Origin of the sequence: Altererythrobacter sp. KTW20L (genome assembly GCF_023501975.1) — a bacterium.
Taxonomy (GTDB): domain Bacteria; phylum Pseudomonadota; class Alphaproteobacteria; order Sphingomonadales; family Sphingomonadaceae; genus Alteraurantiacibacter.
In genome coordinates, this window is the sequence record NZ_JAMFLH010000007.1 from 78,689 (window position 1) to 104,363 (window position 25,675).

The 25,675-nt window shown below is 63.5% G+C and carries 27 protein-coding genes and 1 tRNA gene; 12 read left to right on the forward strand and 16 right to left on the reverse strand.

Annotation, left to right across the window (positions count from 1 at the left end; all coding sequences use genetic code 11):
• Nucleotides 1–75: 75 nt before the first annotated feature.
• The 3 genes from M3P36_RS08565 to dusB are packed head-to-tail and all read right to left on the reverse strand — an operon-like array spanning nt 76 to nt 3,608.
• Nucleotides 76–1,482: a sigma-54-dependent transcriptional regulator gene (locus M3P36_RS08565; protein WP_249702839.1), complete on the reverse strand. Its 1,407-nt coding sequence runs from the start codon at nt 1,480–1,482 to the stop codon at nt 76–78.
• A 12-nt stretch (nt 1,483–1,494) separates the two neighbouring features.
• Entirely contained in the window at nt 1,495–2,589 is a 1,095-nt protein-coding gene (locus tag M3P36_RS08570) for a two-component system sensor histidine kinase NtrB (RefSeq protein WP_249702840.1), read from the reverse strand.
• Complete coding sequence (dusB, locus tag M3P36_RS08575) at nt 2,586–3,608, reverse strand: tRNA dihydrouridine synthase DusB (RefSeq protein ID WP_249702841.1); 1,023 nt, start codon at nt 3,606–3,608, stop codon at nt 2,586–2,588. Before dusB ends, M3P36_RS08570 begins: the two co-directional genes overlap by 4 nt.
• Nucleotides 3,609–3,678: 70 nt before the next feature.
• Between dusB and M3P36_RS08580 the strand changes: the two genes are divergently transcribed.
• Genes M3P36_RS08580 through M3P36_RS08590 form a run of 3 tightly spaced genes read left to right on the forward strand, consistent with a single transcriptional unit; the run spans nt 3,679 to nt 5,878 of the window.
• Complete coding sequence (locus M3P36_RS08580; RefSeq protein ID WP_249702842.1) at nt 3,679–4,833, forward strand: bifunctional 2-C-methyl-D-erythritol 4-phosphate cytidylyltransferase/2-C-methyl-D-erythritol 2,4-cyclodiphosphate synthase; 1,155 nt, start codon at nt 3,679–3,681, stop codon at nt 4,831–4,833.
• An 11-nt stretch (nt 4,834–4,844) separates the two neighbouring features.
• Complete coding sequence (locus M3P36_RS08585) at nt 4,845–5,381, forward strand: hypothetical protein (protein WP_249702843.1); 537 nt, start codon at nt 4,845–4,847, stop codon at nt 5,379–5,381.
• Nucleotides 5,381–5,878 (forward strand): CinA family protein, encoded by a 498-nt coding sequence (locus tag M3P36_RS08590; protein WP_249702844.1) that lies wholly within the window; start codon nt 5,381–5,383, stop codon nt 5,876–5,878. Before M3P36_RS08585 ends, M3P36_RS08590 begins: the two co-directional genes overlap by 1 nt.
• Here the strand turns inward: M3P36_RS08590 and M3P36_RS08595 are convergent.
• A complete protein-coding gene (locus tag M3P36_RS08595; RefSeq protein ID WP_249702845.1) occupies nt 5,839–6,300 on the reverse strand; it encodes a type II toxin-antitoxin system RatA family toxin in 462 nt (153 codons plus the stop codon). The two genes, M3P36_RS08590 and M3P36_RS08595, sit on opposite strands and share 40 nt — an antisense overlap.
• The gene (gene lipA / locus M3P36_RS08600; RefSeq protein ID WP_249702846.1) at nt 6,300–7,229 is read right to left on the reverse strand and encodes a lipoyl synthase; all 930 of its coding nucleotides are present in this window, start codon (nt 7,227–7,229) and stop codon (nt 6,300–6,302) included. The genes M3P36_RS08595 and lipA overlap by 1 nt, the downstream gene beginning before the upstream one ends.
• A 59-nt stretch (nt 7,230–7,288) precedes the next feature.
• Between lipA and M3P36_RS08605 the strand changes: the two genes are divergently transcribed.
• Both M3P36_RS08605 and M3P36_RS08610 read left to right on the forward strand, forming a co-directional pair.
• The gene (locus M3P36_RS08605; RefSeq protein WP_249702847.1) at nt 7,289–7,951 is read left to right on the forward strand and encodes a carbonic anhydrase; all 663 of its coding nucleotides are present in this window, start codon (nt 7,289–7,291) and stop codon (nt 7,949–7,951) included.
• Nucleotides 7,952–7,987: 36 nt separating this feature from the next.
• Entirely contained in the window at nt 7,988–8,746 is a 759-nt protein-coding gene (locus tag M3P36_RS08610; protein WP_249702848.1) for an NYN domain-containing protein, read from the forward strand.
• Here M3P36_RS08610 and M3P36_RS08615 read toward each other — a convergent pair.
• Together M3P36_RS08615 and mutL are read right to left on the reverse strand one after the other, a co-directional pair.
• On the reverse strand, nt 8,730–9,281 hold the full coding sequence (locus tag M3P36_RS08615; protein ID WP_249702849.1) for a hypothetical protein: 552 nt from the start codon (nt 9,279–9,281) through the stop codon (nt 8,730–8,732). The genes M3P36_RS08610 and M3P36_RS08615 overlap by 17 nt on opposite strands.
• Complete coding sequence (gene mutL / locus M3P36_RS08620) at nt 9,281–11,077, reverse strand: DNA mismatch repair endonuclease MutL (protein WP_249702850.1); 1,797 nt, start codon at nt 11,075–11,077, stop codon at nt 9,281–9,283. The genes M3P36_RS08615 and mutL overlap by 1 nt, the downstream gene beginning before the upstream one ends.
• A gap of 195 nt (nt 11,078–11,272) precedes the next feature.
• Between mutL and M3P36_RS08625 the strand changes: the two genes are divergently transcribed.
• From M3P36_RS08625 to M3P36_RS08655, 7 genes are all read left to right on the forward strand, one after another.
• Complete coding sequence (locus M3P36_RS08625) at nt 11,273–12,319, forward strand: rod shape-determining protein (RefSeq protein WP_249702851.1); 1,047 nt, start codon at nt 11,273–11,275, stop codon at nt 12,317–12,319.
• 32 nt (nt 12,320–12,351) lie between these two features.
• Complete coding sequence (gene mreC, locus M3P36_RS08630; protein ID WP_249702852.1) at nt 12,352–13,245, forward strand: rod shape-determining protein MreC; 894 nt, start codon at nt 12,352–12,354, stop codon at nt 13,243–13,245.
• Nucleotides 13,246–13,255: 10 nt separating this feature from the next.
• Nucleotides 13,256–13,810, forward strand: a complete 555-nt coding sequence (gene mreD / locus M3P36_RS08635; RefSeq protein WP_249702853.1) for a rod shape-determining protein MreD — start codon at nt 13,256–13,258, stop codon at nt 13,808–13,810.
• 3 nt (nt 13,811–13,813) lie between these two features.
• Nucleotides 13,814–15,814: a penicillin-binding protein 2 gene (mrdA, locus tag M3P36_RS08640; protein ID WP_249702854.1), complete on the forward strand. Its 2,001-nt coding sequence runs from the start codon at nt 13,814–13,816 to the stop codon at nt 15,812–15,814.
• Nucleotides 15,811–16,929: a rod shape-determining protein RodA gene (rodA, locus tag M3P36_RS08645; protein ID WP_249702855.1), complete on the forward strand. Its 1,119-nt coding sequence runs from the start codon at nt 15,811–15,813 to the stop codon at nt 16,927–16,929. Before mrdA ends, rodA begins: the two co-directional genes overlap by 4 nt.
• Before the next feature lie 116 nt (nt 16,930–17,045).
• Nucleotides 17,046–17,121, forward strand: a tRNA-Lys gene (locus M3P36_RS08650).
• Nucleotides 17,122–17,233: 112 nt separating this feature from the next.
• Nucleotides 17,234–17,896: a hypothetical protein gene (locus M3P36_RS08655; RefSeq protein ID WP_249702856.1), complete on the forward strand. Its 663-nt coding sequence runs from the start codon at nt 17,234–17,236 to the stop codon at nt 17,894–17,896.
• Between the two features lie 10 nt (nt 17,897–17,906).
• Here M3P36_RS08655 and M3P36_RS08660 read toward each other — a convergent pair whose 3' ends face one another.
• The 9 genes from M3P36_RS08660 to M3P36_RS08700 form a co-directional block, all read right to left on the reverse strand.
• Complete coding sequence (locus tag M3P36_RS08660; RefSeq protein WP_249702857.1) at nt 17,907–18,962, reverse strand: phage portal protein; 1,056 nt, start codon at nt 18,960–18,962, stop codon at nt 17,907–17,909.
• Between the two features lie 5 nt (nt 18,963–18,967).
• Nucleotides 18,968–19,507 carry a hypothetical protein gene (locus tag M3P36_RS08665; protein WP_249702858.1) on the reverse strand — a complete coding sequence of 180 codons (540 nt, stop codon included), beginning with the start codon at nt 19,505–19,507 and terminating at the stop codon, nt 18,968–18,970.
• The gene (locus M3P36_RS08670) at nt 19,504–20,016 is read right to left on the reverse strand and encodes an HK97 family phage prohead protease (RefSeq protein ID WP_249702859.1); all 513 of its coding nucleotides are present in this window, start codon (nt 20,014–20,016) and stop codon (nt 19,504–19,506) included. Before M3P36_RS08670 ends, M3P36_RS08665 begins: the two co-directional genes overlap by 4 nt.
• 95 nt (nt 20,017–20,111) lie before the next feature.
• Nucleotides 20,112–21,383, reverse strand: coding sequence for a phage major capsid protein (locus M3P36_RS08675; protein WP_249702860.1), 1,272 nt, complete (start codon nt 21,381–21,383; stop codon nt 20,112–20,114).
• Between the two features lies 1 nt (nt 21,384).
• Nucleotides 21,385–21,732 carry an HNH endonuclease gene (locus M3P36_RS08680; RefSeq protein WP_249702861.1) on the reverse strand — a complete coding sequence of 116 codons (348 nt, stop codon included), beginning with the start codon at nt 21,730–21,732 and terminating at the stop codon, nt 21,385–21,387.
• The gene (locus M3P36_RS08685; protein ID WP_249702862.1) at nt 21,723–23,168 is read right to left on the reverse strand and encodes a terminase large subunit domain-containing protein; all 1,446 of its coding nucleotides are present in this window, start codon (nt 23,166–23,168) and stop codon (nt 21,723–21,725) included. Before M3P36_RS08685 ends, M3P36_RS08680 begins: the two co-directional genes overlap by 10 nt.
• A 179-nt stretch (nt 23,169–23,347) precedes the next feature.
• Nucleotides 23,348–23,710 (reverse strand): hypothetical protein, encoded by a 363-nt coding sequence (locus M3P36_RS08690; RefSeq protein WP_249702863.1) that lies wholly within the window; start codon nt 23,708–23,710, stop codon nt 23,348–23,350.
• A 178-nt stretch (nt 23,711–23,888) separates the two neighbouring features.
• Nucleotides 23,889–25,103 (reverse strand): AAA family ATPase, encoded by a 1,215-nt coding sequence (locus M3P36_RS08695; RefSeq protein ID WP_249702864.1) that lies wholly within the window; start codon nt 25,101–25,103, stop codon nt 23,889–23,891.
• Nucleotides 25,096–25,638 (reverse strand): hypothetical protein, encoded by a 543-nt coding sequence (locus M3P36_RS08700; protein ID WP_249702865.1) that lies wholly within the window; start codon nt 25,636–25,638, stop codon nt 25,096–25,098. Before M3P36_RS08700 ends, M3P36_RS08695 begins: the two co-directional genes overlap by 8 nt.
• Nucleotides 25,639–25,675: the final 37 nt, after the last annotated feature.

Below are 25,675 nucleotides of genomic sequence, written 5' to 3' on the forward strand. Positions count from 1 at the left end.
GACAGACTCACGTTGCAAGCTTACAACGCCAGTGTTGCCTTCACGCAAGGCTTTTGTGACGAGTGACCGAACTTGTCACGATGAGAAGCGTTCAGGGTCGATGTCCAGCTCGCCCAGGCGCTTCCTGAGAGTGTTGCGGTTGATGCCGAGCAGTTGCGCCGCGCGCAGCTGGTTGCCGCCGGTTCGCGACAGCGCGTATTCGAACAAGGGCCTTTCCAGCACGGCCAGCGCGCGGTGGTACAGATCGCCATCGGGCAGGCCCGCACCTGGCAGCCAGGCAGCAACCAATGCGTCGATATTGCCATCGATCGTGACGGCATTCTCCACAGAAGCACTGTTAAGGAGGGTCTCGATCGTGCCGGTGTCGATCTCCTCCTCGCGCGCCAGCAGGGCGGCGCGGAACATGAAATTGCGCAATTCGCGAACGTTTCCGCGCCACGGCTGGCGCGACAGCATGTCGGCCGCCGCTTTCGACAGACGGCGCTGCGGCAGGCCTTCCTTGACCGCGCGACGCAGGAAATGGCGGGCCAGGGGTTCGATATCACCCGTCCGGTCCCGCAGCGGCGGCAACTGGATCGGCACCACGTTGAGGCGGTAGAACAAGTCTTCGCGAAACGATCCGGCGGCGATCATGGGTTCCAGGTTGCGGTTGGTGGCAGCGATGATGCGCACGTCGATGGCGATTTCCTGCTCACCGCCAACGCGCCGGATCCGCCCCGATTGCAGCGCACGCAGGAGGCGGGTCTGGGCTTCGGGCGGCATGTCGCCGATTTCGTCGAGGAACAGGGTGCCCTCATTGGCCTGCTCGAACTTGCCGATATTGCGGCTGGTGGCGCCGGTGAAGGCCCCCTTCTCGTGGCCGAACAGCTCGCTTTCGATCAGCTCGCGCGGGATGGCGGCGGTGTTGACCGCCACGAACGGGCCTGATCTGCGAGAACCGAGCTGGTGGATCGCTTCGGCCACCAGCTCCTTGCCGGTGCCGCTTTCGCCCAGGATCAGCACGGTGAGGTCATTGCGCAGGACGCGCGTGATCATGCGATAGACGTCCTGCATCGGCTGGCTGCGCCCGATCAGCGGCAAGCCCTCGCCCGGATCGGCTTCCTCCTCGCCCGCGTCGCCATGCGAATCCGCCGCCTGGCACGCCGCGCGCACCAGTTCATCGAGGTCGAACGGCTTGGGGAAATACTCGAAGGCACCGGTATCGCTGGCACGAACCGCCGTATCGAGGGTATTCTGCGCCGACAGGATGATGATCGGCATGGCCGGGTGGGCGGTGGTCACCTTGCCCAGCGTTTCGATCCCGTCGCCATCGAGCAGGATCACGTCGGTCAGCATCACGTCATAGTCATTGACCGCCAGCAGCCGGTCACGGTCGGTAATCCGGTCGCAGCGATCGACGGTGAAGGCCTCGTCCTCCAGCGCGGCGGTGATGACCATCGCGATGGAGGCGTCGTCTTCGACCAGCAGTGCGCGTCTCGCCATTATCGCCGTCCCCTATTTCGCCATCGGCAGGTGCACGCGAAAATGCGTCCAGCTTCCGGCTTCGCTGGTCGAATCCTCACGCTCGTGGCTGATGCGCCCGTCCATGTCGCGCACCAGCTTCTGCACCAGCGCCAGCCCCAGCCCCTGCCCGTTGGGCTTGGAGGAGACGAAGGGCTCGAACATATTGGCTTCGACCATGGGATCGATACCCGGGCCGTTGTCGCTCACCTGTATTTCGATGGGCAGCTTCACCGGGCGGCCAAGGCGGATAACGTTCATCACCAGCCCGCTGACGAACCGGGTGCGGATGATCACCTGCGGATCCTGCCGCCCTGCGCAGGCATCGCGGGCATTGGCCAGCAGGTTGATCAGCACCTGCACCAGCGCGCCCTCGTTGGCGAGGACCGGTGGCAGCGAGGGGTCGAACTCCTCGCGGATGCGGATCGGATGGTCGGATGCGGCGCGCACCGTGTCGAGCGCGCGGTGGATCGCTTCGTGGAGGTTCAGCGGCCCCACCGGCTCGCTGCGTTCACGGCCGAGGCGCTGCATCCGGTCGATGAGTTGGGCGATGCGGTCCACCTCGTCGGTGATAAGGCTGGTCAGGTGGCGGTGCTTGTCGTCGATCTGGCGGGCCACCAGTTGCGCCGCACCACGGATGGCGGCCAGCGGGTTCTTGATCTCGTGCGCCAGCACGGCGGGTCCACGCAGGGAGGTGCGCCGTTCCTCGTCGCCGAACCGCTCGCCCTGCCCACTGTCGGACAGCGTCACCACCCGCCAGCCCGGATGAGTCTGCAAGGGCGAGATGGTGAGGTTGATCGACACGTTTTTGTCTCCAACCTTCATCGGCAGGCCGCGGGCGATCAGTTGCTCCTCGCCGCGCCGCATCCGCTCGCCGATATGCGGTTCGCCGAAATCGAGGATGGTTGTGGCATCGCGCCCGACCAATCGCTTGGCGCTGCGTCCGAGCAGGCTTTCCGCAGCGGGATTGACCGAGTGGACCACGAGGTCCGGCGATACCACCATCATGGCAAAGGTCAGCCCGGCGATCTGGTCAGCCGCCCCCGGTATGGCCTCGCCCGCCGGAATGGCCCCGCCGGATTTTGTCACGCAGCCTGGCGCCGCAGGAACGGGGTATAGAACCGCTCGATCTCGTCCAGCACGACTTTGGGATCGTCGATAAAATTGGCTTTGTTGCGGAAATCGGCAGAGCCGTGCATCCCCTTGGTGTACCAGCCCAAGTGCTTGCGGGCGATCTTGGTGCCGCTGAATTCGCCATAATGGTCCAGCATGGCGCGGTAGTGACTGGTCAGTACCTCGTACTGCTGGTCATACCCGGGTGCATCCAGCATGGTGCCGGTGCGCCACCAGTGCATGACCTGCGCCAGCAGCCACGGTCGGCCATAGGCCCCGCGCCCGATCATCAGGCCATCGGCGCCCGATTGCTCCAGCGCCTTTGCCGCATCGTCTATGGTACAGATATCGCCGTTGACGATGACGGGGATCGACACGGCATCCTTCACCTTGCGCACGAAGGCCCAGTCAGCGCTGCCTTTGTACATCTGGTTGCGGGTTCGGCCGTGGACGGTGATCATCTTGACGCCGAGGTCTTCGGCGATTTTCGCCAGTTCCGGCGCGTTGAGACAGTCGTGGTCCCAGCCCATCCGCATCTTGACGGTGACGGGCACGGACACAGCCTTCACCGTCGCTACCATCAGCTTCACCGCCAGTGGCACTTCCCGCATCAGCGCGCTGCCGGCGAACTGGCCGGTAACCTTGCGCACCGGGCAGCCGAAGTTGATGTCGATGATCGCCGCGCCGTTCTGCTCCTGCATTTTGGCGGCTTCGGCCATGGAATGCGGGTCGCAGCCGACTAGCTGCATCGACACCGGATCTTCGATCTGGTCCCATTCGGCCTTCTGGACCGACTGGCGGGTTTCGCGGATCGCCGCCTCGCTGGCGATCATCTCGGTCACGTTGAGACCGGAACCAAAGCTGCGCACCAGGCGGCGGAACGGCAGGTCGGTCACCCCGGTCATCGGCGCGAGCACGACCGGACAGGCGATTTCCACCGGACCGATGGCAATGGGCGTCAGCGCCGGAGGGAGAGGAAGCGGGGTCTGTGTCATGATGTGCCTAAATATTGGGCAGCGCATAGTGGATTGCGAGGGTGGCCGCAAGCGTCTAGCGGGCGAGCCTATGTCGCAAGCCCCAACCCACGGCACGACCCGGCTGGCCGCGATCATCGTCGCTGCCGGACAGGGCCTGCGCGCCGGGCAGCCGCTGCCCAAGCAGTTTGCCCTGTGGCGCGGCAAGCCGGTACTGCGCCATGCAGCGGAAAGCCTGCGGGCGGGCGGTGTGGAGCTGCTGTGCGTCGCCACCCCAGAGGGAGCCGACGAACTTGTAGCGGAGATGCTGGCGGGATTGGAGCCGTTCGTGCTGGTGACCGGGGGGCAAACGCGGCAGGAATCGGTTCGCGCTGCGCTCCTTGCTCTGGAACTGGCGGCACCTGATGTGGTCCTCATCCACGATGCGGCGAGGCCAGACTGTCCGCCCGAAGTGATCGAGCGACTGGTCGAGGCCTTGCGCGATGCCCCCGGCTCGATTCCCGTGTTGCCGGTAGTGGATTCGATGATCAGCGCTCGCGGCTCCTTCATGGAGGACAAAGCCGATCGAGGGGCACTGCGGCGTGTGCAGACACCGCAATGCTTCGGATATCAGGCAATCCTTGCCGCCCACCGTGGCTGGCAGGGCCCCCTTGAGGCGGGCGACGATGCGCAGGTTGCGCAAGCGGCTGGTCTGACGGTGACGCTGGTGGAAGGCGACGAACGGCTGCACAAGCTCACTTTTGCCACAGACTTCCTGCAAGAGGCCCAGATGATCCGCACAGGAACAGGTTTCGATGTCCACCGCCTTGGCGCAGGCGAGGAACTGTGGCTGTGCGGCGTGAAGATCGCGCATGACAGGGGGCTGGTCGGCCATTCCGATGCCGACGTGGCGCTCCATGCGCTGGTCGATGCGATCCTGGGTGCAGCGGGTGAAGGCGATATTGGCCAGCATTTCCCGCCCAGCGATCCGCAATGGCGCGGCGCGCCCTCGGCGAAATTCGTCGAACATGCCGTGGCTCTGGCAGCCATGCGCGGCTACCGGATCGGGAATGTTGATATCACGCTGATCTGCGAGGCGCCGAAGATCGGGCCGCACCGCGATGCCATGCGCGGGAACGTGGCCATGTTGCTGGGGGTTCAGGCGGAACAGGTCAATATAAAGGCCACCACCACCGAAATGCTCGGCTTCACCGGACGCGGCGAAGGTATAGCGGCCCAGGCCGTCGCGACTCTGGTGGCCAACTGAAGGATCCTTCGATGCGTTTGAAAATGCTTCTTGCCGCTCCGCTGGCCTGTATCGCCGCCGTTTCTGCTGTTCCGGCAGCGGCCCAGCTTCCTGCCGGGGTCGATCTCAGCGAAGATGAAATGGCTACCCTCGCCCGCCTCGCCATGCCCACCGCCTTCCGCAGCCTCCAGACCAAGTGCAACACTGTGCTGGATGCCGATGCCTATATGTACCGCAGCGGCGATGCCCTGCACCGTCGCCTGACGCAGACGTCCGAAGCGGCCTGGCCCGCTGCCGGGCGGATGATCGCGCGGGTTGCTGCCCGCGGCAATCCGGCGATGGGCGAGGTGCTGGCCGGAATGCCGGCGGATTCGCTGCGCCCCTTCGTCAACGAGATGGTCGCCGGCATGGTCACCACCCGGGTCGAGGCCGACCAGTGCGAACGGATTGATCGCGTGCTGGCCCTGCTCGAACCGCTGCCGCCCGAAAACCTCGCCGACCTGGCAGCCTATGCCTATGTCCAGGCGCGCGAGGCCGATGCTGCCACACCATATGGAGCCGCCCGCTAATGCCCGATGTCCTCCCCGCCGAAATTGTCGAACTCGCCGCCCGCGTGGTGGAGGAGAACCGCGCGGCGGGGCGGCGCATCGTGCTGGCGGAAAGCTGCACCGGGGGCCTTGTCGCCGCCGCACTGACCGAGGTTCCCGGCAGTTCCGCCGTGCTCGACCGGGGCTATGTCACCTATTCCAACAAGGCCAAGCACGACTGCCTCGGCGTGTCGGATGACATCATCGAAACCTTCGGCGCAGTCTCGGTCGCCTGCGTCTATGCCATGGCCCAGGGGGCTCTGGCCCGCTGCCCCGATGCCGACGTGGCCGTGGCGATCAGCGGCGTTGCCGGGCCTGATGGGGGAACTGAGGAAAAGCCGGTGGGCACCGTGGTCTTCGCGCGGCTGGTGCGCGGGGAGGACAAGCCGACTGCCGAGAACCGGGTATTTGCCGAAACCACCCGGTCGGGCGTCAGGCTTCAGGCCACGCTGTGCGCGCTGGAACTGTTGCTGCCGTAAAGCTCCTGCGCCCGTTCCTCGAACGCGGCCACCATCTTGCGGAAGGCGCGGTCGATATATTGCCCCGCCAGTGCCTCGAACATCATGTTCTTGAAGGCGAAATCCACGGCGAAGGTAATCTCGCAACCGCCATCGTCGGCAGGGGTGAAAGTCCAGCGGTTATCGAGATCGCGCAAGGGGCCATCAATGTAATGGACCCACAAGGCACTGGGCCGGTTCAATTCGACCCGGCTGGTGAACTTCTCGCGGATGGCCTTGAACCCCACCAGCATGTCGGCTTCCAGCGCCTCGTCCGTGCGGTTGCGCACGCGGGTGGCGACAACCCAGGGCAGGAATTCAGGGTAGGAGCCAACATCGGCCACCAGGTCGAACATCTGCTCTGCCGTATAGGGCAGGTGACGGATTTCGCGGATTGCCGGCATCAGCTGGACTGCTTTGCCGTTCGTTGGGCCAGCTTCGCTTCGCGCGCGGCTTTCATCTGGGCGAAATCGTCGCCCGCGTGATAGCTGGAACGGGTCAGCGGCGTTGCGGCGACCTGCAGGAAACCCTTGGCTCGCGCCACCGCGCCATAGGCATCGAACACCTGCGGGGTGACGAAATCCATCACCGGCGTGTGCTTTGGCGTGGGTTGCAGGTACTGGCCCATGGTGATGAAATCGACATCGGCGCAGCGCATGTCGTCCATTACCTGGTGGACTTCAAGCCGCTCCTCGCCCAGCCCCAGCATCACGCCCGACTTGGTGAAGATCAGTGGATTGTGGCGCTTGACCTCTTCCAGCAGCCGCAGCGAGTTGTAATAGCGCGCACCGGGCCGGATCGTCGGGTAAAGCCTTGGCACAGTTTCAAGGTTGTGGTTATAAACATCGGGTCCGGCAGCACAAATTGCCTCCACAGCCTCGCGCATGCGGCCGCGGAAATCGGGCGTCAGGATCTCGATCGTGGTGCCGGGAGCCTCGCGCCGGATCGCCTCGATCACCTTGACGAACTGCCCCGCCCCGCCATCCGGCAGGTCATCGCGATCCACACTGGTGATGACGATGTGTTCCAGGCCCATTTTCGCCGCTGCCGTGGCAACGTGTTCGGGCTCCAGCGGATCGACCTTGCGCGGCATGCCGGTTTTGACATTACAAAAGGCGCAGGCCCGAGTGCAGACATCGCCCAGGATCATCACCGTGGCGTGCTTCTTCGACCAGCATTCGCCGATGTTCGGACAGGCCGCCTCTTCACACACGGTATTGAGGTTGAGATCGCGCATCATCTGCCGCGTCTCGTGATAGCCCTTGCTGACCGGGGCCTTCACGCGAATCCAGTCAGGCTTGCGCTGCCGCGGTGCGGATGAGAGGTCGTTCATGCCGGTCCACTTAGGGCCGTGCCTTGCCAGAGGCAATGGCGCGGGGCAAATGGGCGCCCATGTCCAAAGCAATAGATGACGATTCCCCTGGTCTCGAATACCTGCTCGATGGCTATCGCCGCTTCCGCGACCACGGCTGGCAGCCCGAACGCGAGCGGTGGGAAACACTGAGCATCGGCCAGCAGCCCAAGGTCATGGTGATCGCCTGTTCAGACAGCAGGGTCGATCCTTCGCAAATCTTCGACGTCAACCCGGGCGAGATCTTCGTGGTGCGCAATGTCGCCGCGCTGGTTCCGCCGTTCGAGGAAACACCGGGCCACCACGGCGTGTCGGCGGCACTGGAATTTGCCGTGCAGTTCCTGCGAGTCAGCCAGATCGTGGTCCTGGGCCATGCCATGTGCGGCGGTTGCCAGGCGGCTCTGACGCAATCGATGCTGGGTTGCGAGCCAGGGCGCGGCGGCTTCGTCGCCGACTGGATCAGCCTGCTGGATGAAGCCCGCGAGCAGGTGGCCGCTGAACATGGCACCAGCGGTCGTCCGGCAGAACGCGCGATGGAACAGGCGGGCGTGAAGGTCAGCCTGGCAAACCTGCGCACATTCCCCTGCGTCCAGGCCAAGGAAGGTCGCGGCGATTTGAAACTGACCGGCGCTTTCTTCGCCATTTCGGACGGCCTGCTCCACTTGCTCGACGAAGAAACCGGGGACTTCCAGCCCGCCGCCTGACTTGCGCAGAGAGAATCTGCCCGCCATGAAGGCGCGATGGACAATCGCCTGAAAAACATCGCCCTGCTGATCGACGCGGATAACGTGAAGGCCGAAGGGATCGACCCGGTACTGACGGTGCTGGCCGAACTGGGGCAGGTCAATATCCGCCGCGCTTATGGCAACTGGGCCAAGCCCGGCCTCACCAACTGGAGCAAGCACACCCACCGCTATGGCCTGCAGCCGGTGCAGCAGTTCGACATGACGCGCGGCAAGAATGCCACCGACATGGCGATGACGATCGATGCCATCGACCTACTCTACGATGGCAAGGTGGACGGGTTCGGGATCATGAGTTCGGACAGCGATTTCACCCCGCTGGCCACCCGCCTCAGGCAGGACGGGATCACCGTTTATGGTTTCGGTGACAGCAAGACTCCCGAAGCCTTCCGCACCGCCTGCACCCGCTTCATCGAAGTGGACGCGCTGATCGCCTCGGCCTCGTCGAACGAAGAGGTCGAAACGGACGGCGAGGAGGAAAACGAGGCCCCGCGCTCAAGCCGTCGAAAGCCGAGCGCGAAGACCCCGGTGGACCAGGAAGTGATCGACCTGCTGGGTGCGGCATGGAAAGCCTCGCGCCGCGATGCGCAGGGCTTTGCCCAGCTGGGCGAGATGGGCAAGATCGCCAACAACCGGTCCAGCTTCGATGTGCGCAATTTTGGCTACCGGCGGCTGGTGGACCTGATCGAAGCCTGCGGCCAGCAGTTCCAGGTCGAGCGACGCGACGACGCGGTTTACGTCAAACGGCTTCGCTAAGGTCTTCTGTTTCAGTCTCCAGTTCGGGTTCCGCACGGCCCGAGGTGCAAGTCACCTGGCCGCTGCCACTGTAAACCACCCTTTCCCACCGGTCGCGCAGGGTGATCGTGCCTTCCATCCGTGTTCCAGCCGCCGGTGCTGCATCCTCGTTCGCCAGTTCCAGCCGCAGCGAGTAGCTCCGGCCGTTGTATAGCGATCGCGTTTCCATCGGCAGGGCCCGGGCGCCCGGATCGGAAGCGAAGCGCAGCACTTCCCCATCGACCTTCATGAAGGCATCGGCCTGCCGCGCCACCACCCGCACGCCCAGGCTGGTGCCCGGCGCATAGGAGCATGACGCCCCCTTGATGTCATACCGCTCCACGTCCTCGGCCTCGATTGTCTCGGGCACAACTTCGGTCAGCGGAGGCTGCACGGAATTGGCGCGTTCGAGCGCAGCGACGGCCTGGGCATCGCGCATCTCCTGCTCCTGCGGGGAAATTTCCTCGGCGCAACCAGCCAGCAGCAGGGGCGGCACCATCCACAAAGCAATTCGCATCAGTGCCTCCCGAACAGTTTTTCGACATCGGCCATCGACAGTTTCACCCAAGTCGGCCTTCCGTGGTTGCATTGCCCGGATCGCGGAGTTCGTTCCATTTCTCGCAGTAGAGCGTTCATCTCCGCCACCCCCAACGCACGACCTGCCCGAACCGATCCATGGCACGCCATCGTAGCTAGCACATGTTCGATCTTCTCGCCCAGCAGCAAGGCATCGCCGTGGCTGGCAAGATCGTCGGCGAGGTCACGCAGCAGCACCTGGCTATCGGCCCCTTGGAGCGCGGCAGGCATGGCGCGGACCAGCATGGCGGCAGGGCCGAACCTCTCCACCACCAGGCCGAGCCGGGCGAAGTGGTCCGCCTGCCCTTCCAGCCGGTCGCAAGATGTTTCGTCAAGCTCGACCACGTCGGGCATTAGCAGGGCCTGGCTGGCGGCAACGGTATCGGCCGTTCCGGCGGCGCGCAGCCGTTCCAGCACGATGCGCTCGTGTGCGGCGTGCTGGTCCACGATCACCAGGCCATCGGCGGCTTCGGCCACGATATAGGTATTGGCCACCTGCCCCCGCGCCACGCCGAGCGGGTGATCGATAGCATCGGCGGAAAGCGGCTCGGCCTGTTCGGCACGGCCTTGTGGCAGGGCGAGACCGTCACGATCGGGTCCGCGCCATGATTGCGAAGTGTCCCCCACCCGCGCCTGTGGCGCCGACCAGTCGCGCCCCTCGAAGATCGAGCGCAGGGCAGCTTCCGGAGCAGGCGGTTCAACCTGCCAGCGCCCCATGGCCGCGCCGTCGGGCGCCTGGGCACTGCGCCGGTCGCCGGTCGAGAGCGCCTGACGCAGACCCGACACGATGAATCCCCGAACCGCCGCGCTGTCGCGGAAGCGCACCTCGGTTTTCGCCGGATGGACGTTCACATCGACATCCTCGCCGGGCAGGTCGAGGAAGAGCGCCAGCACCGCGTGCCGGTCGCGCGCCAGCATGTCGGCATAGGCCCCGCGCACCGCACCGGTCAGCAAACGGTCCTTCACCGGGCGGCCATTGACGAACAGGTACTGGTGATCGGCCACGCCGCGGTTGTAGGTCGGCAGGCCCGCCACGCCGGTGAGGCGCATTTCATCGCGCGCCATATCGAGCACCACGCCGTTGCCCGCCAGCTCGCGGGCCACAACCTGGGCCACGCGCTCCTCCACGCTTTGCCCGGCCTGCAGTTGCAGCACCCGCCGCTCGCCATGGTCGAGCGTGAAGGCAACATCGGGCCGCGCCATGGCAAGGCGTCGGACCACGTCGAGGCAGGCAGCATATTCGCTGCGGTCGGTGCGCAGGAACTTTCGACGGGCGGGAATGCGGGCAAACAATTGCTCCATTCGCACGCGGGTGCCGGGCGGCAGGGCGGCTGGGCCTTCCTCCACCAAGGCTCCATGATCAACTACGCGCCGCCAGCCCTGGTCGGCACCCCCGGGCCTGGATTCCAGTGTCAGGCGCGAGACGCTGGCAATGCTCGGCAAGGCCTCGCCCCGGAAACCGAGCGTGGCGACCTGCTCGATGGCTTCATCGGGCAGCTTCGAAGTGGCATGGCGCTCCAGCGCCAGCTCCATCTGGGCGGGATCCATGCCACAGCCGTCGTCCGTTACTTCGATCCGCGTCAGCCCGCCGTCGACCAGCGAAACCGCGATCCGGGTGGCCCCGGCATCGATGGCGTTTTCAACCAGTTCCTTCAGCGCAGAGGCCGGACGTTCGACCACTTCGCCTGCGGCAATGCGGTTGATCAGCGTCTCGGGAAGGCGGCGGATTTGCGGCATGGAAGCGTCCTAGCGGTGAGTGCCCGATTATTCGAGGCGAACGGTGCAAAAATCGCCTGCTTGTCCGCACAAAATTTTGGCCTTTCAGCGCAGGCCGCGCTACAAAGCGCAACCTTCCAGCAATCAGGCAGCAACCAGGCGCTGCGCTAAGGCGGAATTGTCCGCCGGACTACGCAGTAACATACGGATTTTTCGATGGGTTCCTTCTTCTCCAAATTCTTCAAGTTCGGATCGCAGAACATGGCGATCGACCTCGGCACGGCGAACACGCTGGTCTATGTGCAGGATCGCGGGATCGTGCTGAACGAACCTTCCGTGGTGGCCATCGAAACGATCAACGGGATCAAGCGGGTGAAGGCCGTGGGCGAAGATGCCAAACTGATGATGGGCAAGACGCCCGACAACATCGAGGCGATCCGCCCGCTGCGCGATGGCGTGATCGCCGATCTCGACGTGGCAGAGGAGATGATCAAGGAATTCATCCGCAAGGTTCACGGCAAGCGGACCCTGCTGCGCTATCCGGAAATCACCATTTGCGTGCCCTCGGGCTCGACCTCGGTGGAACGGCGCGCAATCCGCGATGCGGCCAGCAATGCCGGCGCATCCGAAGTGTACCTGATCCTCGAACCCATGGCCGCGGCTATCGGCGCGGACATGCCGGTTACCGAGGCGATCGGCTCGATGGTCGTCGATATCGGCGGCGGCACGACCGAAGTTGCCGTGCTGTCACTGCGCGGCCTGGCCTATACCACCTCGGTCCGCACCGGCGGCGACAAGATGGACGAGGCGATCGTGTCCTATGTCCGTCGCCACCACAACCTGCTGATCGGCGAATCCACGGCAGAACGGATCAAGAAGGACTATGGCTGCGCGACCGTGCCGGAAGATGGCGTTGGCGAGCAGATCACCATCAAGGGCCGCGACCTCGTCAACGGCGTGCCTAAGGAAATCCTGATCAACCAGGCCCACATCGCCGAGGCGCTGTCCGAACCGATCGGCGCCATCGTGGAAGGCGTGCGCATCGCGCTGGAAAACACCGCGCCCGAACTGGCGGCGGACATTGTTGACCAGGGCATCGTCCTGACCGGCGGCGGCGCGCTGATCCGCGGGCTGGACAAACACCTGATGGAAGAGACTGGCCTGCCGGTTTCGATTGCGGAAGACCCGCTCACCTGCGTCGCCATGGGCACCGGCCGGGCGATGGAGGATCCGATGTACCGCGGCGTGTTGATGACCGCCTGATCCTGCAGCTACCAAGGGAGGGATAGGCGGTTATGGCGCCGCCTGCGGCACACAGATCCGGTTCCAACAAACGGGCGCAGCTCGGGCTGTTCGCCGGCTATGTGCTGGCCGGGTCCGGCGCGCTGGTCGGCGTGCTGTTGCTCGCCCTTTCGCTGTGGAGCCCGCAGACCTTCCAGGGCCTGCGAATGATGGCTACCGACCTTGCCGCCCCCGCCGGACAGGCTGGTGCTGCCACCCGCGTACAGACCCGGTCGGTATTCGATGCCGTGGCCGGATACTATGACGCCGGCAGCCGCAATGCCGAACTGGAGCGCGAAATTGCCGTGGCCCGCGTTCGCCTGGCCGAGGCCGAAGCCGTGCGGCAGGAGAACGAGCGCCTGAAGGCCACACTGGGACTGGCGCGAGGTGAAACAGGCCGCGTGGCGATTGCCCGGCTGATCGGTTCATCGTCATCTTCTGCCCGGCGCTTTGCCTTCATCTCGGCGGGGCGCAACGACGGGGTGACCAACGGCATGCCGGTCACGTCGCCGATGGGGCTGGTAGGCCGGGTGCTGGAAACCGGCGCCAACACCAGCCGGGTGCTGCTGCTGACCGATAGCGAAAGCATGGTTCCCGTTCGCCGCGCGACGGATGACGTGGTGGCCTTTGCCGAGGGGCGCGCCGACGGGTCGCTGCGCATCCGGCTGATCAACCTGGGCATCAATCCGCTGGTAGAAGGCGATGTGTTCGTGACCTCGGGCGCGGGCGGTATGTTCCGGCCCGGCGTGGCAGTGGCCATGGTCACCCGCGTGACAGACGATGGAGCCATTGGCCAGTTGCTGAGCAATCCGGCGGCAACCGACCTGGTTATCGTCGAACCGATCTGGCAGCGTGAAGTGCTCGAACAGGCGGCAGAAGAGCTTCCGCCCGAAGGCGTAACGCAGTGAGCGCCGGGTGATGGAGCAGCTCAACCCGCGATCCCGCAGCGATGCCTATGGCAAGAAGATCAACCGCGACCATTCGCCGGTGCTGGTCTATGGTGTGCCGTGCCTGACGATCCTCTTGGGATCGCTTACCCCCATGCTGCCGGTGATTGCCCCTGCCCCGGTGCTGCCGCCCTTCGGCCTGCTGATCCTGATCGCCTGGCGGCTGTTGCGGCCCGGCCTGCTGCCGTTGTGGGCGGGCTTTCCCTTCGGCCTGTTCGACGATCTGTTTTCCGGTCAGCCATTCGGCAGCGGGATCATGCTGTTTTCGCTCATCCTGATCGGGCTGGACCTGCTGGAAGCGCGCTTTCCGTGGCGCAATTTCTGGCAGAACTGGCTGACCACTGCGGCTATCCTGGCGGCCTATCTGTCGCTGGCGGCGCTACTTTCGGGCGCGCAGATTTCCGTCATGCAGCTTGGCCTTGTCCTGCCGCAGCTCTTGCTCTCGATCGTGCTGTTTCCCATTGTTGCAAGTCTGGTAACAGTACTCGACCGCGTGCGCCTGCTGCGCGTGCGGCGCATCGGATAGGCAATGGAAAAGGCGGTATCGTCTAACGCACTGAAGCAGACCTTCGACCGCCGCACTTTCGTGATCGGGGCGGCGCAGGCCGGCGTGGGCCTGCTGCTAGCGGCACGGATGGGCTATATTGCCGTGGCCGAGAACGAGAAGTACCGCATGGAGGCGGAGAGCAATCGGGTGAACCTGTCGCTCATCCCGCCGCGCCGCGGCTGGATCCTCGATCGCGAAGGATCGCCTCTGGCATCCAACCGGGCCGATTTCCGCGTCGATATCATCCCCGAGCGGCTGGAGGACATCGACGGCACGGTCCGCATCCTGGGCGATGTCCTGGCTTTCACTCCGGCCGAGCGCCAGGATCTGCACGACCGGCTGGAGGAAGCGCGCGGTTTTAGCGCCGTGCCCGTCGCCAGCGGGCTGGACTACGACAGTTTTGCCGCGGTGTCGGTCCGCCTGCCCGAACTGCCCGGGGTCATTCCGCAGCGGGGCTATTCACGTTACTATCCCACCGGACCGGCGGTCGGCCACCTGCTCGGTTATGTCGGCGCGGCCAACCGCGAGGAGTTCGACCTGGAGCCGGTCCCCCTGCTGCTGACGCCCGGCTTCAAGCTGGGCAAGGACGGCGTCGAAAAGCAGTTCGAGCAAGTGCTGCGGGGTCAACCGGGCGCACGCCGGGTCGAAGTGACGGCCCGCGGACGCATCGTGCGCGACCTGGAAACGCGCGAGGATATCCAGGGGAACCCGGTCCAGCTAACTATCGATGGCCCCTTGCAGGACTATGCCGCGCGCCGTCTCGGCCTGGAGTCCGGTTCGGCCGTGGTAATCGACTGCGAGACCGGCGACCTGTTGTGCGCGGCGTCGATGCCCAGCTTCGATCCGAACAGTTTCTCCGAAGGGATCGGCCGGGTCGAATACCAGATGCTGCGCGAAGACGAGCGGGTTCCCTTGCGCAACAAGGTGCTGAGCGGCCTCTATCCACCCGGCTCGACACTCAAGCCGATGGCCGGCATGGCGCTGCTGGAGGCCGGGATCGATCCGCAGGAAACCGTCAATTGTCCCGGCGGCTACCGGCTCGGCAACCGCGTATTCCGCTGCCTTGGCCGCCACGGCCCGATGACCATGCACACCGCGATTGCGCGCAGCTGCAACACCTATTTCTACGCGATGGCCCATCGCCACGGCTACGAGATCATCGCGGCAATGGGCCGCAGCCTGGGCCTGGGGGAGCGTTACGAGCTTCCGGTTGCCAGTCAGAGCTACGGCACCGTTCCCGACGCCGCTTGGAAGATGCGCCGGTTCGAGCAGCAGTGGACTCATTCGGATTCGCTCAATGCCGTGATCGGGCAAGGCTACATGATCGCCAGTCCACTGCAGCTTGCCGTGATGTCGGCGTGCCTCGCTTCGGGCAAGCATATCCGCCCCCGGCTGGTCCTGGGTGAAGGACCGGAGCCGGGCCGCTTCTCTTTCGATCCCGCCCATTTCGAGACGATCCGCCTGGCCATGTCGGAAGTGGTGAACGGCGCGGGGACGGCCGGGCGCAGCCGCCTTCCGTTCCCTGACATCCTGATGGGCGGCAAGACCGGTACGGCACAGGTACGCGGCCTTGGCAGCGGCGGACGCGGTGGCATGGGCGTGCCGTGGCGCTTCCGCGACCATGGCCTGTTCGTATTCTTTGCTCCGGTTGACCGGCCCAAATATGCTGGCGCCGTGGTCATCGAACACGGCCTCGGCGGCTCGGTCGCGGCGGCGCCGGTGGCGCGCGACGTGCTGACCTATCTGTTCGATCCCCAGAAGGGCCTGGATGTGCTGCACGCGCTAGAAGCCGGATGGGGTGGGACGGCGCAGGAACGTCTTGCAAAGACCTATGCCCAGTATGCGTCTGCTGCCGCAGGAATCCAGATTGCCCCCACTCCCCGGCCTCCCAACACCGGGTTGCGCCCGGTCGATGCCGAGGCCCGCGCCGCGGCGAGTGCACCGGAAGCCGATCCAGCCGCTGGCGAGGCTCTAGCCACATGAGGCGCGGCCTAACCCTGCCCGCCCCACTGGCCGAGCTTCCGTGGATCATGCTCGGCCCCCTGACGCTGCTGGTGCTGTTCGGCGCTGCGGTGCTCCAATCGGCAGCGGGTGGCGATTTCTCGACTTATGCCGCGTCGCACCTGATCCGCTTCGGGGTGTTCCTCGCCATGGCTCTGGTCATCTCGCGCATGCCGCGCAAGCTGGTGATGGACGGCGCCTTTCTGGCATATGGCGGCGTGCTGCTGCTGCTGGTGGCGGTTGAAGTAATGGGCCAGGTGGGCGGGGGCAGCCAGCGCTGGCTGGAACTGGGCTTCCTGCGCCTCCAGCCGAGCGAACTGATGAAGCCGACCATCGTGCTGGTGCTGGCCAGCTACTTCCACACCATGCCCATCGGGATGATCGCCCATTCGCGCGCGCTGGTGGTGCCGCTGGGGTTGATGCTCGTGCCGATGGCGATGGTCCTGTTGCAGCCCGACCTCGGCACGGCCCTGGCGATCGGCTTCGGCGGAGCCGTGGTGCTGTTCCTGGCGGGCATACCGCTTCGCTGGTTCGCAGGCGGGGCAATCGCTGCAGCAATAGCCGCGCCGCTAGCCTATTTCTTCGCCCTGCAAGATTACCAGCAGCGGCGTGTTACCACATTCCTTGATCCCGAGAGTGATCCGCTGGGCTCGGGCTATCACATCACCCAGTCGAAGATCGCCATCGGATCGGGCGGGATCAGCGGCAAGGGTTTCGGCGAGGGATCGCAGAGCCACCTCGATTACCTGCCCGAACCGCACACCGATTTCGTCTTTGCCACCATGGCCGAGGAATGGGGCCTCCTGGGCGGACTGTTCGTGCTGCTGGTATTCGGCATCGTGCTGCGCTGGGGCCTCACCGTGGCGCGCAACGCGCCCGACCGCTTCAGCCGCCTGCTGGCCGGAGGGATGACCGCGACGATCTTCTTCTATGTCGCGGTAAACCTGATGATGGTCATGGGTCTGGCCCCGGTGGTGGGTATTCCCCTGCCCTTCATGAGCCACGGCGGATCGTCGATGATGACCAATATGATCTGCATCGGCACCCTGATGATGGTCGAACGCTGGACCCGCGCGGCAGGTACGCCCGACTATTGAAGCCTTGGCGGAATATAGGCGGATGAAGCCCTTTTCAGCCGCGAAACTTCCGCTATATGAGCGCCTCCCGATGATTCGCCGTACCGGCAAATTTCGGGCCTGGCCTTCGCCAGAGTGGACGCATAGCTCAGTTGGTAGAGCAGCTGACTCTTAATCAGCGGGTCCTAGGTTCGAGCCCTAGTGCGTCCACCAAATAATTCAGTCACTTAGACGAGATTTAGCCCCGCCCGACCGGCGGGGTTTTTCGTTGGGGTAACACTTAGGGTAACAAAGAGTTTGCCGCAGGTATTCGAGAAAGCCTTGTTTGGCAGCCGCCATTGCCTCATTCTCTCCAGCGGGGGTGAAGGCCATGGCAAACACAGATGCGCAGTCACAGATTTCGGGTGAAGGCGCACTCGGTCTATTTGGATTATGGGATTGGTGGAATAAAACCTTTACCGCCGATCAGAGAACGCGCGTTTTGGAGGAATACAATCCGTTCTTTTCTGATAGCGCTGCCTCGCCCTTAACAACCGGATATCCCAGTTTTGGGAGCGCTAGATATTTCCTTTCTAGCACAGCTATGTGGTTCAATAATCCGTCAGGATTTGAGATAGCCCTTAAGTTTATGGATAAAGCGCAGAGCTGTCCTATTAGCAGCCTCTCGTTGATCCGTTATCACTTTGACTGCATGGAGCGCATACGCTTTTACTATCGGTGGCGAAGCGAATTGGATGGTGCCCTCCAGTCCGCCATAGAGGCATGTAAGGAGCAGATCGGAATTGCAGAAGATGTAGCGCGCCAGTTTCTCTTGGAAGACAATTACATTCCGCACCATACCGGATATGAACAACTCGCAATAATATACGAGAAGCAGAAGGATTTTCATTCTGCAATAGACCTGTGCGTGTTGGGGCAGTCTCAAGGATGGGCGAATGATTTTGAAAAACGGTTGTCTAGACTAAGAAAGAAAATCGCCTCAGCCTGATAAGCACGTCCTAATCTGCCCAGTCGATAAACGACAGCGAATCCTCCACCGCTTGCGGGTCCAGTCCGGCTTCCTTCGCTTGCGTAAGGGCCATTACCATCGCACCGAACGCCCTTGCCCTGCCGCCTGCATCGAATGCCTGCGCAGGTCGCACCACGTCGATTGTCACCGGACTTGCCAGCTTGGCGGTGCATTCCTCTGCCATCACCTGCGCCATGGGCTGCAATATCCATTGCGCAAGATGCCGCTGCGCTTCGCGCACAAGCGGCCCCTGCGCATTCGTGGCAAACATGGCTGGCAGGATGCCAAAGGCAGCAAAGATCGCGCCTCGCGCCTCTTGCAGCGATTGCACGGCCATCGAGCCTTGAAGGTTCGGGGTCACGTCTTGCGGTCGCCAGTCCTGCGCCGGTCCGGGTCCACCGGCTGCCGTTACGTTCACGCTCTCGCGCAACATGACGCGCCCACGGCGGCCCCGGAAACCATGGCCGAGCGTTTCTAGGTCAACGTCCGGGCTTTCAGGGAATGGCACCACTTGGCTGCCCAGCGGGGCATTCTCGTAAACCTCGGCCAAGGCCGCTTCCAGCGTATGCAAAAGGCCCGCCGTCAATTGCGAGCGCCGCAATGGTGCCTGCCCCGCCCACGGTGCGCCGGGATCAGGCGCTATCCTGAAATGCAGCACCTCGGCTGCCAGCGCGGTTTCGGAACGCCCGCCGCCAATCTCTGGAATGGACAGGCGATAGGCACGCGGGATGCCGTCGCGGGTCGATAGGTCCCAATCAATAATCGGGATCAACCTATCCCGGATCAGGAAAACCGCTTCGCCGCGCAGTGCCATGGCCCGCGCCGCAATCCCCATATCGAACCGGGTTAGCAGGTCGGTGCCCTGCACGTCCGCAAGCGACAGGCCCGCCTCCCACAGGCTCACACAGGTCTGCACGGTGGCGGTAAGTTCGCCCAGCCCGGTGCGCCCGGCGATATATGCCTGCCGGGCTGCCATGATTTGCGAGGTGTAACCGGTGCCCGATGCCGAACGGGTTTCACCCCTGCCGATAAGGCGCTGCCACAAGCCCATTAGATCGCCTTCCGATATGAGCGCAGCAAATCGGCTGCACCGCTGTTTTGCAGGGCCTTGGCCGCGTGCGCCGGGTCCGCTGAAATGCTTTCGGAAAGCTGGCCCACGCTTGCCCGGTATGAGCGGGCACCGACAGGAACGGCGCTTTCCGCTTCGAGATATGCCGCCAACCGCTGCACTGCCTTTTCCACGCTGGCAGGCAGGTCCAGCGCTTCGGTGCCCACGGACGCCGCAATCTGGACGTGGCCCGCTGGCAGCAGCAGGCCGAACGGGCCGCTTTCAATGGTGGCGGACTGCCAGGCACCATATTGCCATCGGAATGCGTCGGAAATGTCGGTGACTGGCCCTAGCGGCGGCTGCCACTCGCCACCGCAAGAGACCAACGTCCAGACAACCTCCCGGCTGCCAAAACGCTGCGCAATGTAATGCTCGATTCGCTGCCAGCAGGTTGCCAGCAGATCGCCGGTCACGCCGTCAACCGGCGCATAGGCGGCAGGGGGCGCTTCGGCTTGCGTGATCGCACTAATCTCGGCCTTCATGCCCGCCACCTGCTCAGCGGGTGAATGATGCCCTTGCGGAGCACCGGATCGAATTGCAGGCTGCGCAGGTCCGCTTCCGTTTCGCCGTATGCGGGCCGCGTCACCATGGACAATTCAAACAGCACGGCGGCAAAGATCGTGCGAATGAGCGCGTTGCCTTCCGCCGGGTCTTCCTCGTTTGTTTCTTCCGGCTTGTTGACGGCCTCGGGAGGCGCAACCCTGAAACCCGGACTGATACCGCTAATCAGGCCAGCAGCGAAGGCGGCCATAAAGTCCTGCGCCCATGACGTGCGTTGAATGTCCGGCGTAAGGATCGCCTCAAAGCCCAGCGCCGCCTCGCTATCCTGCAATAGCAACGTGCCAGCCTTGCGCGATGCCAGTGGCCGGTCGAACGAATGGCCGATGAGCAAATGAATCTCGCGGTCAGGATCGTCCACAGCGAAGGAAAACGCCTTGGGGGCAAATTCCTCTTTCTTCGGCCTGCGCCCGTTGCCGCCAGCATCGAGCACGGCGCGCTTTCTATACGGGAAGCTGCCTTTCAGGCGGCGAGTGCCATCACCCGCCGCCCGCAGTTCCAGCCCCGCATCAAAGATGGGGGCAATCGTCATGCGCCCGCTTCCAGTTCAAGCCCGGTCACAAGCTCAATCTGCGCGCCGCGCGCCACGGTAACGTCCGCCGTGGTCAGAGCGGTCAGGCGAAGGCCGCCCGATTGCGCATCGCTGTAGGGATCGCGGATAAGGTCCACCGCGCCCCAAAGGCCGACAAAGACAGGTGGCACGCCGCCTGCGCTAGTGGTCAGCAGCACTTGCGTTTCCAGCGGATCGCCGGACGGGGCGGCCAGCGCATTGGTGGTCATGGTCGGAGCCGGAATGTTTTTCACGAACCGGTCCCATTCGGTGACGCCGGTTCCCTCGAACGCTTCGGTATCGTCCATCGCGTTCCACAGTTCCGGCCGCACCAGCGCCTTGACGGCGGCAGGTCCGTTGGCAGCGTTGGCAGTCATAAACCGCACCACAGCCGCGCGTAGCGCCGCCCATGATGCGATGCCGCCGGCGTCGGTGGAGGAAATGCCATAGGTCGCAACGCCGGGAATGATGCCCAGCGGCTGCCCGGCGGCACCGGTGCCCAGGAAAATGGCCTTGTCCAGTTCGGCGGCCATGGTGCCATTCATATCGCGGCGAATGGCTTGCTCCAGCGCATCACCCGATTGCAGCATGGCCTTGCGGCTAACCCGCATATGAATGCCCAGCGTCTGTTCGGGCTTCAAAGCCTTGTCGGTGGTGGCATAGGTGGTCGGCCCCGGCACATTGGCAAGCTCGCCATTTGCCCAGCCAGCGGTCACGCTGGACGTGGTGACAGGCCATTCCACCGCGCCGCTGCCAATCTGGATGAGCTGCGCGCCCATTTGCGCCGCAACACTGCCGGGAAACAGCCGATCGATAATCGGGCGCGGCTGGATCGGATCCGGCGTGCCGCTGGCAATTGTCTCACCGGCGCGCGTTTCGAGCGCCATCAGCGGCACCGGAACGCCGCGATAGCCGCCCGCGCTGCGCAGCTCCTGCACAACCTCGGCAGTGCGGCCCGACAGTGCCCGGCCTTCGGCAATCGCCAGCACGGCCTGCCGCACCTCAAAGCTCTGCACCAGATCGGACCATTCACGATCAGAGCGGGTTTCCAGTTCGGCCCCGGCCTCGCGCCGTTCGCCATCCTCGGCAATCAGCGCCGCACGGTAGCGGGTCTCATTGCTGCGATACTCGCCATCGAGCGTATCGATAGTGCGCAGTTCGTCTTCGGTCGCATCGGACTTGCCAGCAAGAGCGGACAGTTCCGAACGAATTTCGGACTGGCGCCGCTGGATTTTTACAGATTCGAGCATGTTAAATTTCCAGTTCAATTAAAGGTCGAAGGGGATTGGAGGTCAGTTCGCGCGTGAAAATGCGCCACGCGAGACGCTCGGGTCCGGTTTCGGTTCGACGCTGCAATTCGCGCTTCGTCTTTTCCGAATGATGAGTGACGCAAAGCGTCTGCAAATTGGCGAGTTCGAACGCCAATTCCGGGTGCGTGCGAATAGGTCTGATATGATCGACATCGAGCCGCGCGCCCTGCGCCCCGCATTGGACACAAGCCCAGCCATCGCGCCGCTTGGCGGCAAGGCGCAGCCCCTTCCACCGCATCGAGCGATAGACACTGGCACCGGCCCGCCCGGTTTCGCGCTTTATGCCCATACTGGCACCCGCGCTTGCTTGGAGGGACGCGCAATGCGCCGAGCACCTTCGGCAATCGCCAGCACGGCGGCAGCGGCTGCATCAATGCGGCCCAGCGAACGCGCCTTCGCCAGCTTGTGATTGCCTGCCGGATCGACCAGCGTGATTGCATCCGCAAAGGCAGAGCGCAGCAACAGGCTAGGCACGGTCTTAACTTCGCCATCGAACAGCGCCCGCCGGAAACGCTCAATATCCTCTGCGCCGTCTTTCCAGCCGAACCCGCGCCAGATGAAAGGCACGCGGCCCAGCCCGGCCTTTTCCATTGCTTCGACAAATTCGGCATGGCGGAACCGGTCGCCAACAATGCAGGCTGGCGTGATGCCATCAAGCTGGCGCACCACTTCGGCCAGCCATCGGCCAGCCGGAACGGTATTCTCGCCCATGACGGACAATTCGCCGCGTTCCTGCATTTCGACATAGCGCCCGCCAACACCATCGGACGCGCCACGATCGGCAAGGCCCGGCTTCGCAGGGAAGGTGCCCAGCGCCTCCAATCGTCCGGTTTCCGGCCAGTAAAAGGCGACAGCGGACATTGACCGGCTTCCGCCCAGATCGGTGCCGCAAATGCAAATGCCTTCGCGGGCTGGCAGATCGTCCGGCGCAACCTCTGCCGACAGCCATTCATCAACCGTCACCAGCACCGAACGGTCTTCGCTCGATACACGCTCATTGCGGTTAAGGTTGCGGAAGCTGGATAGGGCAGAACCGCCGCGCGCTATCGCCCGCCGTGCCTGCGCCACCAGCCAATCGGCACTTGCTCCGATGCCTTCGGCAGCCCCCGGATTGGCTATAAGCAGGCTTTCCAGATCGTCCGCAGGCAAGCCGAATGCAGGCCGATGTTCTTGCACATAGCTGCCCGGTGGCGGTTCATCGAGCCAGCGGCTAAATGTGTTCGCATCATCGGGGGCGGACGTGGAGATAATGAGCGCCTTGCCGTCGCGCTTGCCCAAGCCGGACAGAATGGCATTTTCCAGCGCGTCGCCTTTGTCGCGCTCCCATGCGGCCCGTTCGTCCAAAATTGCGAGCGTAGGAGCACCGCCCAGGATCGACTTGCCATCGGCAGGAATGACGCGGATCAGGCCGCCGCCATTGGCCTTATATTCGACTTCGAGCTTTGCCCCGCGCCGGATGATAAACAGATCCTGCTCGGCATCCGGCAGGCCCTCAATGAAGCCGACAACAAACTGAAATGCCGTGCGGGCTTGATCGCGGTTCCGGGCTGCGAGGATAATCTCCCGGTGCGGCTGCGTATCCCAAACGCCCATGACGCTGCCCAGCGCAACGCCAGCGGCCAAAGCGGTCTTGGCATTGCCGCGACCGATTGAGAGGCAGGCAACCATGACACCCGCTACAAAAGCGCCCCGGATAAACTGGCGCTGATACTCTGCCAGCTTCAATGGCTGCCCGGCTTTGGGGCCTTCCGGCACCTTCAAAGTGCCCAAAAATTCAATGACGGTTTCGGCAGTCCCGGAATTTTTTTCAGGGAGAGAGAAAGGAACAGCCCGCCCCTCGGCGTTATCCCCCTCCCACGATGTGCCCGGCATTGGGACCAAATCTGCCGCCCCGGCTGCTCTGCTCATGCCCGCGCTTGCACTGCGAAATGCAGCGCCCCGCCGGGTCGCGAATGAACCGCCGATGCCGACAGGATGGTGTAGCTCTCACTGCCCACGCTGATCGTATCGGCAGGCAGCGGCGGGTTGAGCTCTTCCGTCACTGGCGCTGCCAGCACGCCTAACAGGTCATCGACCTGCACCATGGATGCAGCGACAAGCTCCGTCTCGGCAGCAGTGGCAATGAACCGCAGGGTTTCGGAAATTTCCACCGGGGGATTAGGTGGGTCCCATTCATTGACCGGCGGCGCACCCGGCATAAACCGCGACAACACAACATCGCCGCCATACTTGGCGAGTAGTCGAGCATTGACGGCAGTAAATGTCATGCCGACAATATAGCATCATGGGCAATAGTGGGTAAGTATCACATTCCGTAACTATCAGTAACGAATAGATGCACCGAAATATTCTATTCAGGAAAATCAGGTGCGTGACAGCGTGACACCCCTAAAGGGGTGTGTCACGTCACGTCACGCCATACACCGCGTGACAATTTGAGCTTTGTCACGTGACGTCACGCTTGTCACGCTGCATGGCGATGGTAATCTTTACTTCCGCATTAGCAGTTGAATAGACGTCACCCTCGCGGGTCAGCACCCCCGCTTTCATCAATGCCGCCGCGCCACGATTGAAGGCCGTCCGCTCTGTGCCGGGCTTGCCCCCTATATGCTTGGTATAGAAGGCGGTGCGCCAATCCTCTATATTGAGGCCCTGAAAGCCCGTGTCTGGGTCAAAGACGCCATGAGCCGCTGCCGCCTCAATGAAAGTATCGCGAGCCAGCCGGGTGCCCTTATTCAGCTTGGCTGGCGCATCGCCGCTGTTGCCGACCTCGGCTGGCATAAGGACGCCGGACGTTACCGGCTCGCCATCCTCATCCACAAAGCCCAAGTCGATCACTTCCAACGCAAACCACTCATCCGCGCGTTCGGCAGCTTCTTTCATCTTGGTGTTTATGACGCAGACGGGCGAAAACTTATCCTTGCGTTCGAGGATATACTCAAAATCCATCGCCCCAAATGCCGCCGATGAACCACGGCCACGGCGTTTCGCGTCCCATCCGGTATGATGCGCAACGATGATGGTGCATCCGGGCCAGTTGCCCCGCAGGTCATCCATCGCCGCGATGAAGTCGTTCATGTCCGAAGTGGCATTCTCATCACCGGGACCAAGGTTGCGCGCTAATGTATCCACGACGATCAAAGATGGTGGCCCATGGATTGCGACAAGCTCACGAATGGCAGCGGTCACATCCGCCGCGTTCACCTTGTCGAGAAACCGTGCGCCACGATCAGAGGTAAAAACCCTCACCTTGGAGCGGTCGATGCCATTTTTGCGCGCCCATGCGTCAACGCGGTTCGCGAGGCCATTATGGCCCTCGGCTGCGATATAGAAGACAGTGCCCTGTCTTACTCGCGCCCCGTAGAATGGCGTCCCGGACGCCACGCATAACGCCATGGCTAGCGCGAAGAACGACTTGAACGAACCGGGCGCGCCGACAATGAATCCAAGGGCCTCCGTCTCGACCCACTTGTGAATGTGAAATTCGGGCGCCTTCGCCACCAGATCAGCGACATGTGTGAAGGTGAATTTCGGCCTCTCCGTCTTCTCTCCCGCACCGGGCGCAGCCTTTGCCTTGCCCCCCTCAGTCTTCTTCTGGCGCGCTTCAGCCTCAGCGGCAGCATCTAGCGCTTCCCACTCGGAAATATCATCATCAAGCATTGTCGCCGCTTTCCCGAACATCGGCAGTGCGCGCGAGAATGCAGCCGGGAATATCGGCCACAGGCAGGCCGTGGATTTGCTCGCTGGTAGCGGTTCGGAGTTCCAGCAACAGGCCGCAGACCTGCGCCATCAGCCCCCATGTGCGGCCTTTCGCATAGCTTGCGGCAGGATCGGCAGAGAGGTGCGCGACATCGAACAACTGCGCCGCGAATTGCGGCATTGCATCAATGCACTCGCGCAGGCCCTCATTGCTGGCAGCCAATGCGAACGCCGCAAGGTGCAGAGCGCCTTCATGCTCCACGATTTTGGATTGCTCAAAGATACTGGCGAGCATTTCAGCGGCAGGATGCTTCTCGAACGCCTTTCGCTGCAATGGCTTGTCGCCATGCTTGTTGCGCCACGCTTCAATGAGCGCATTCCATCTGGCGACTTCCGCACGGGCACTTTCGCCACGCTCTCGGAGGTATTCATGGAGGCCGGAAAGGTCATCTTCGCCTTGAATTTCCGGCGCAGCTTGGGTATGGTTTTCGGACATGATAATTCCCCGCCCGCAGACGCGCCAACGTCTCGCG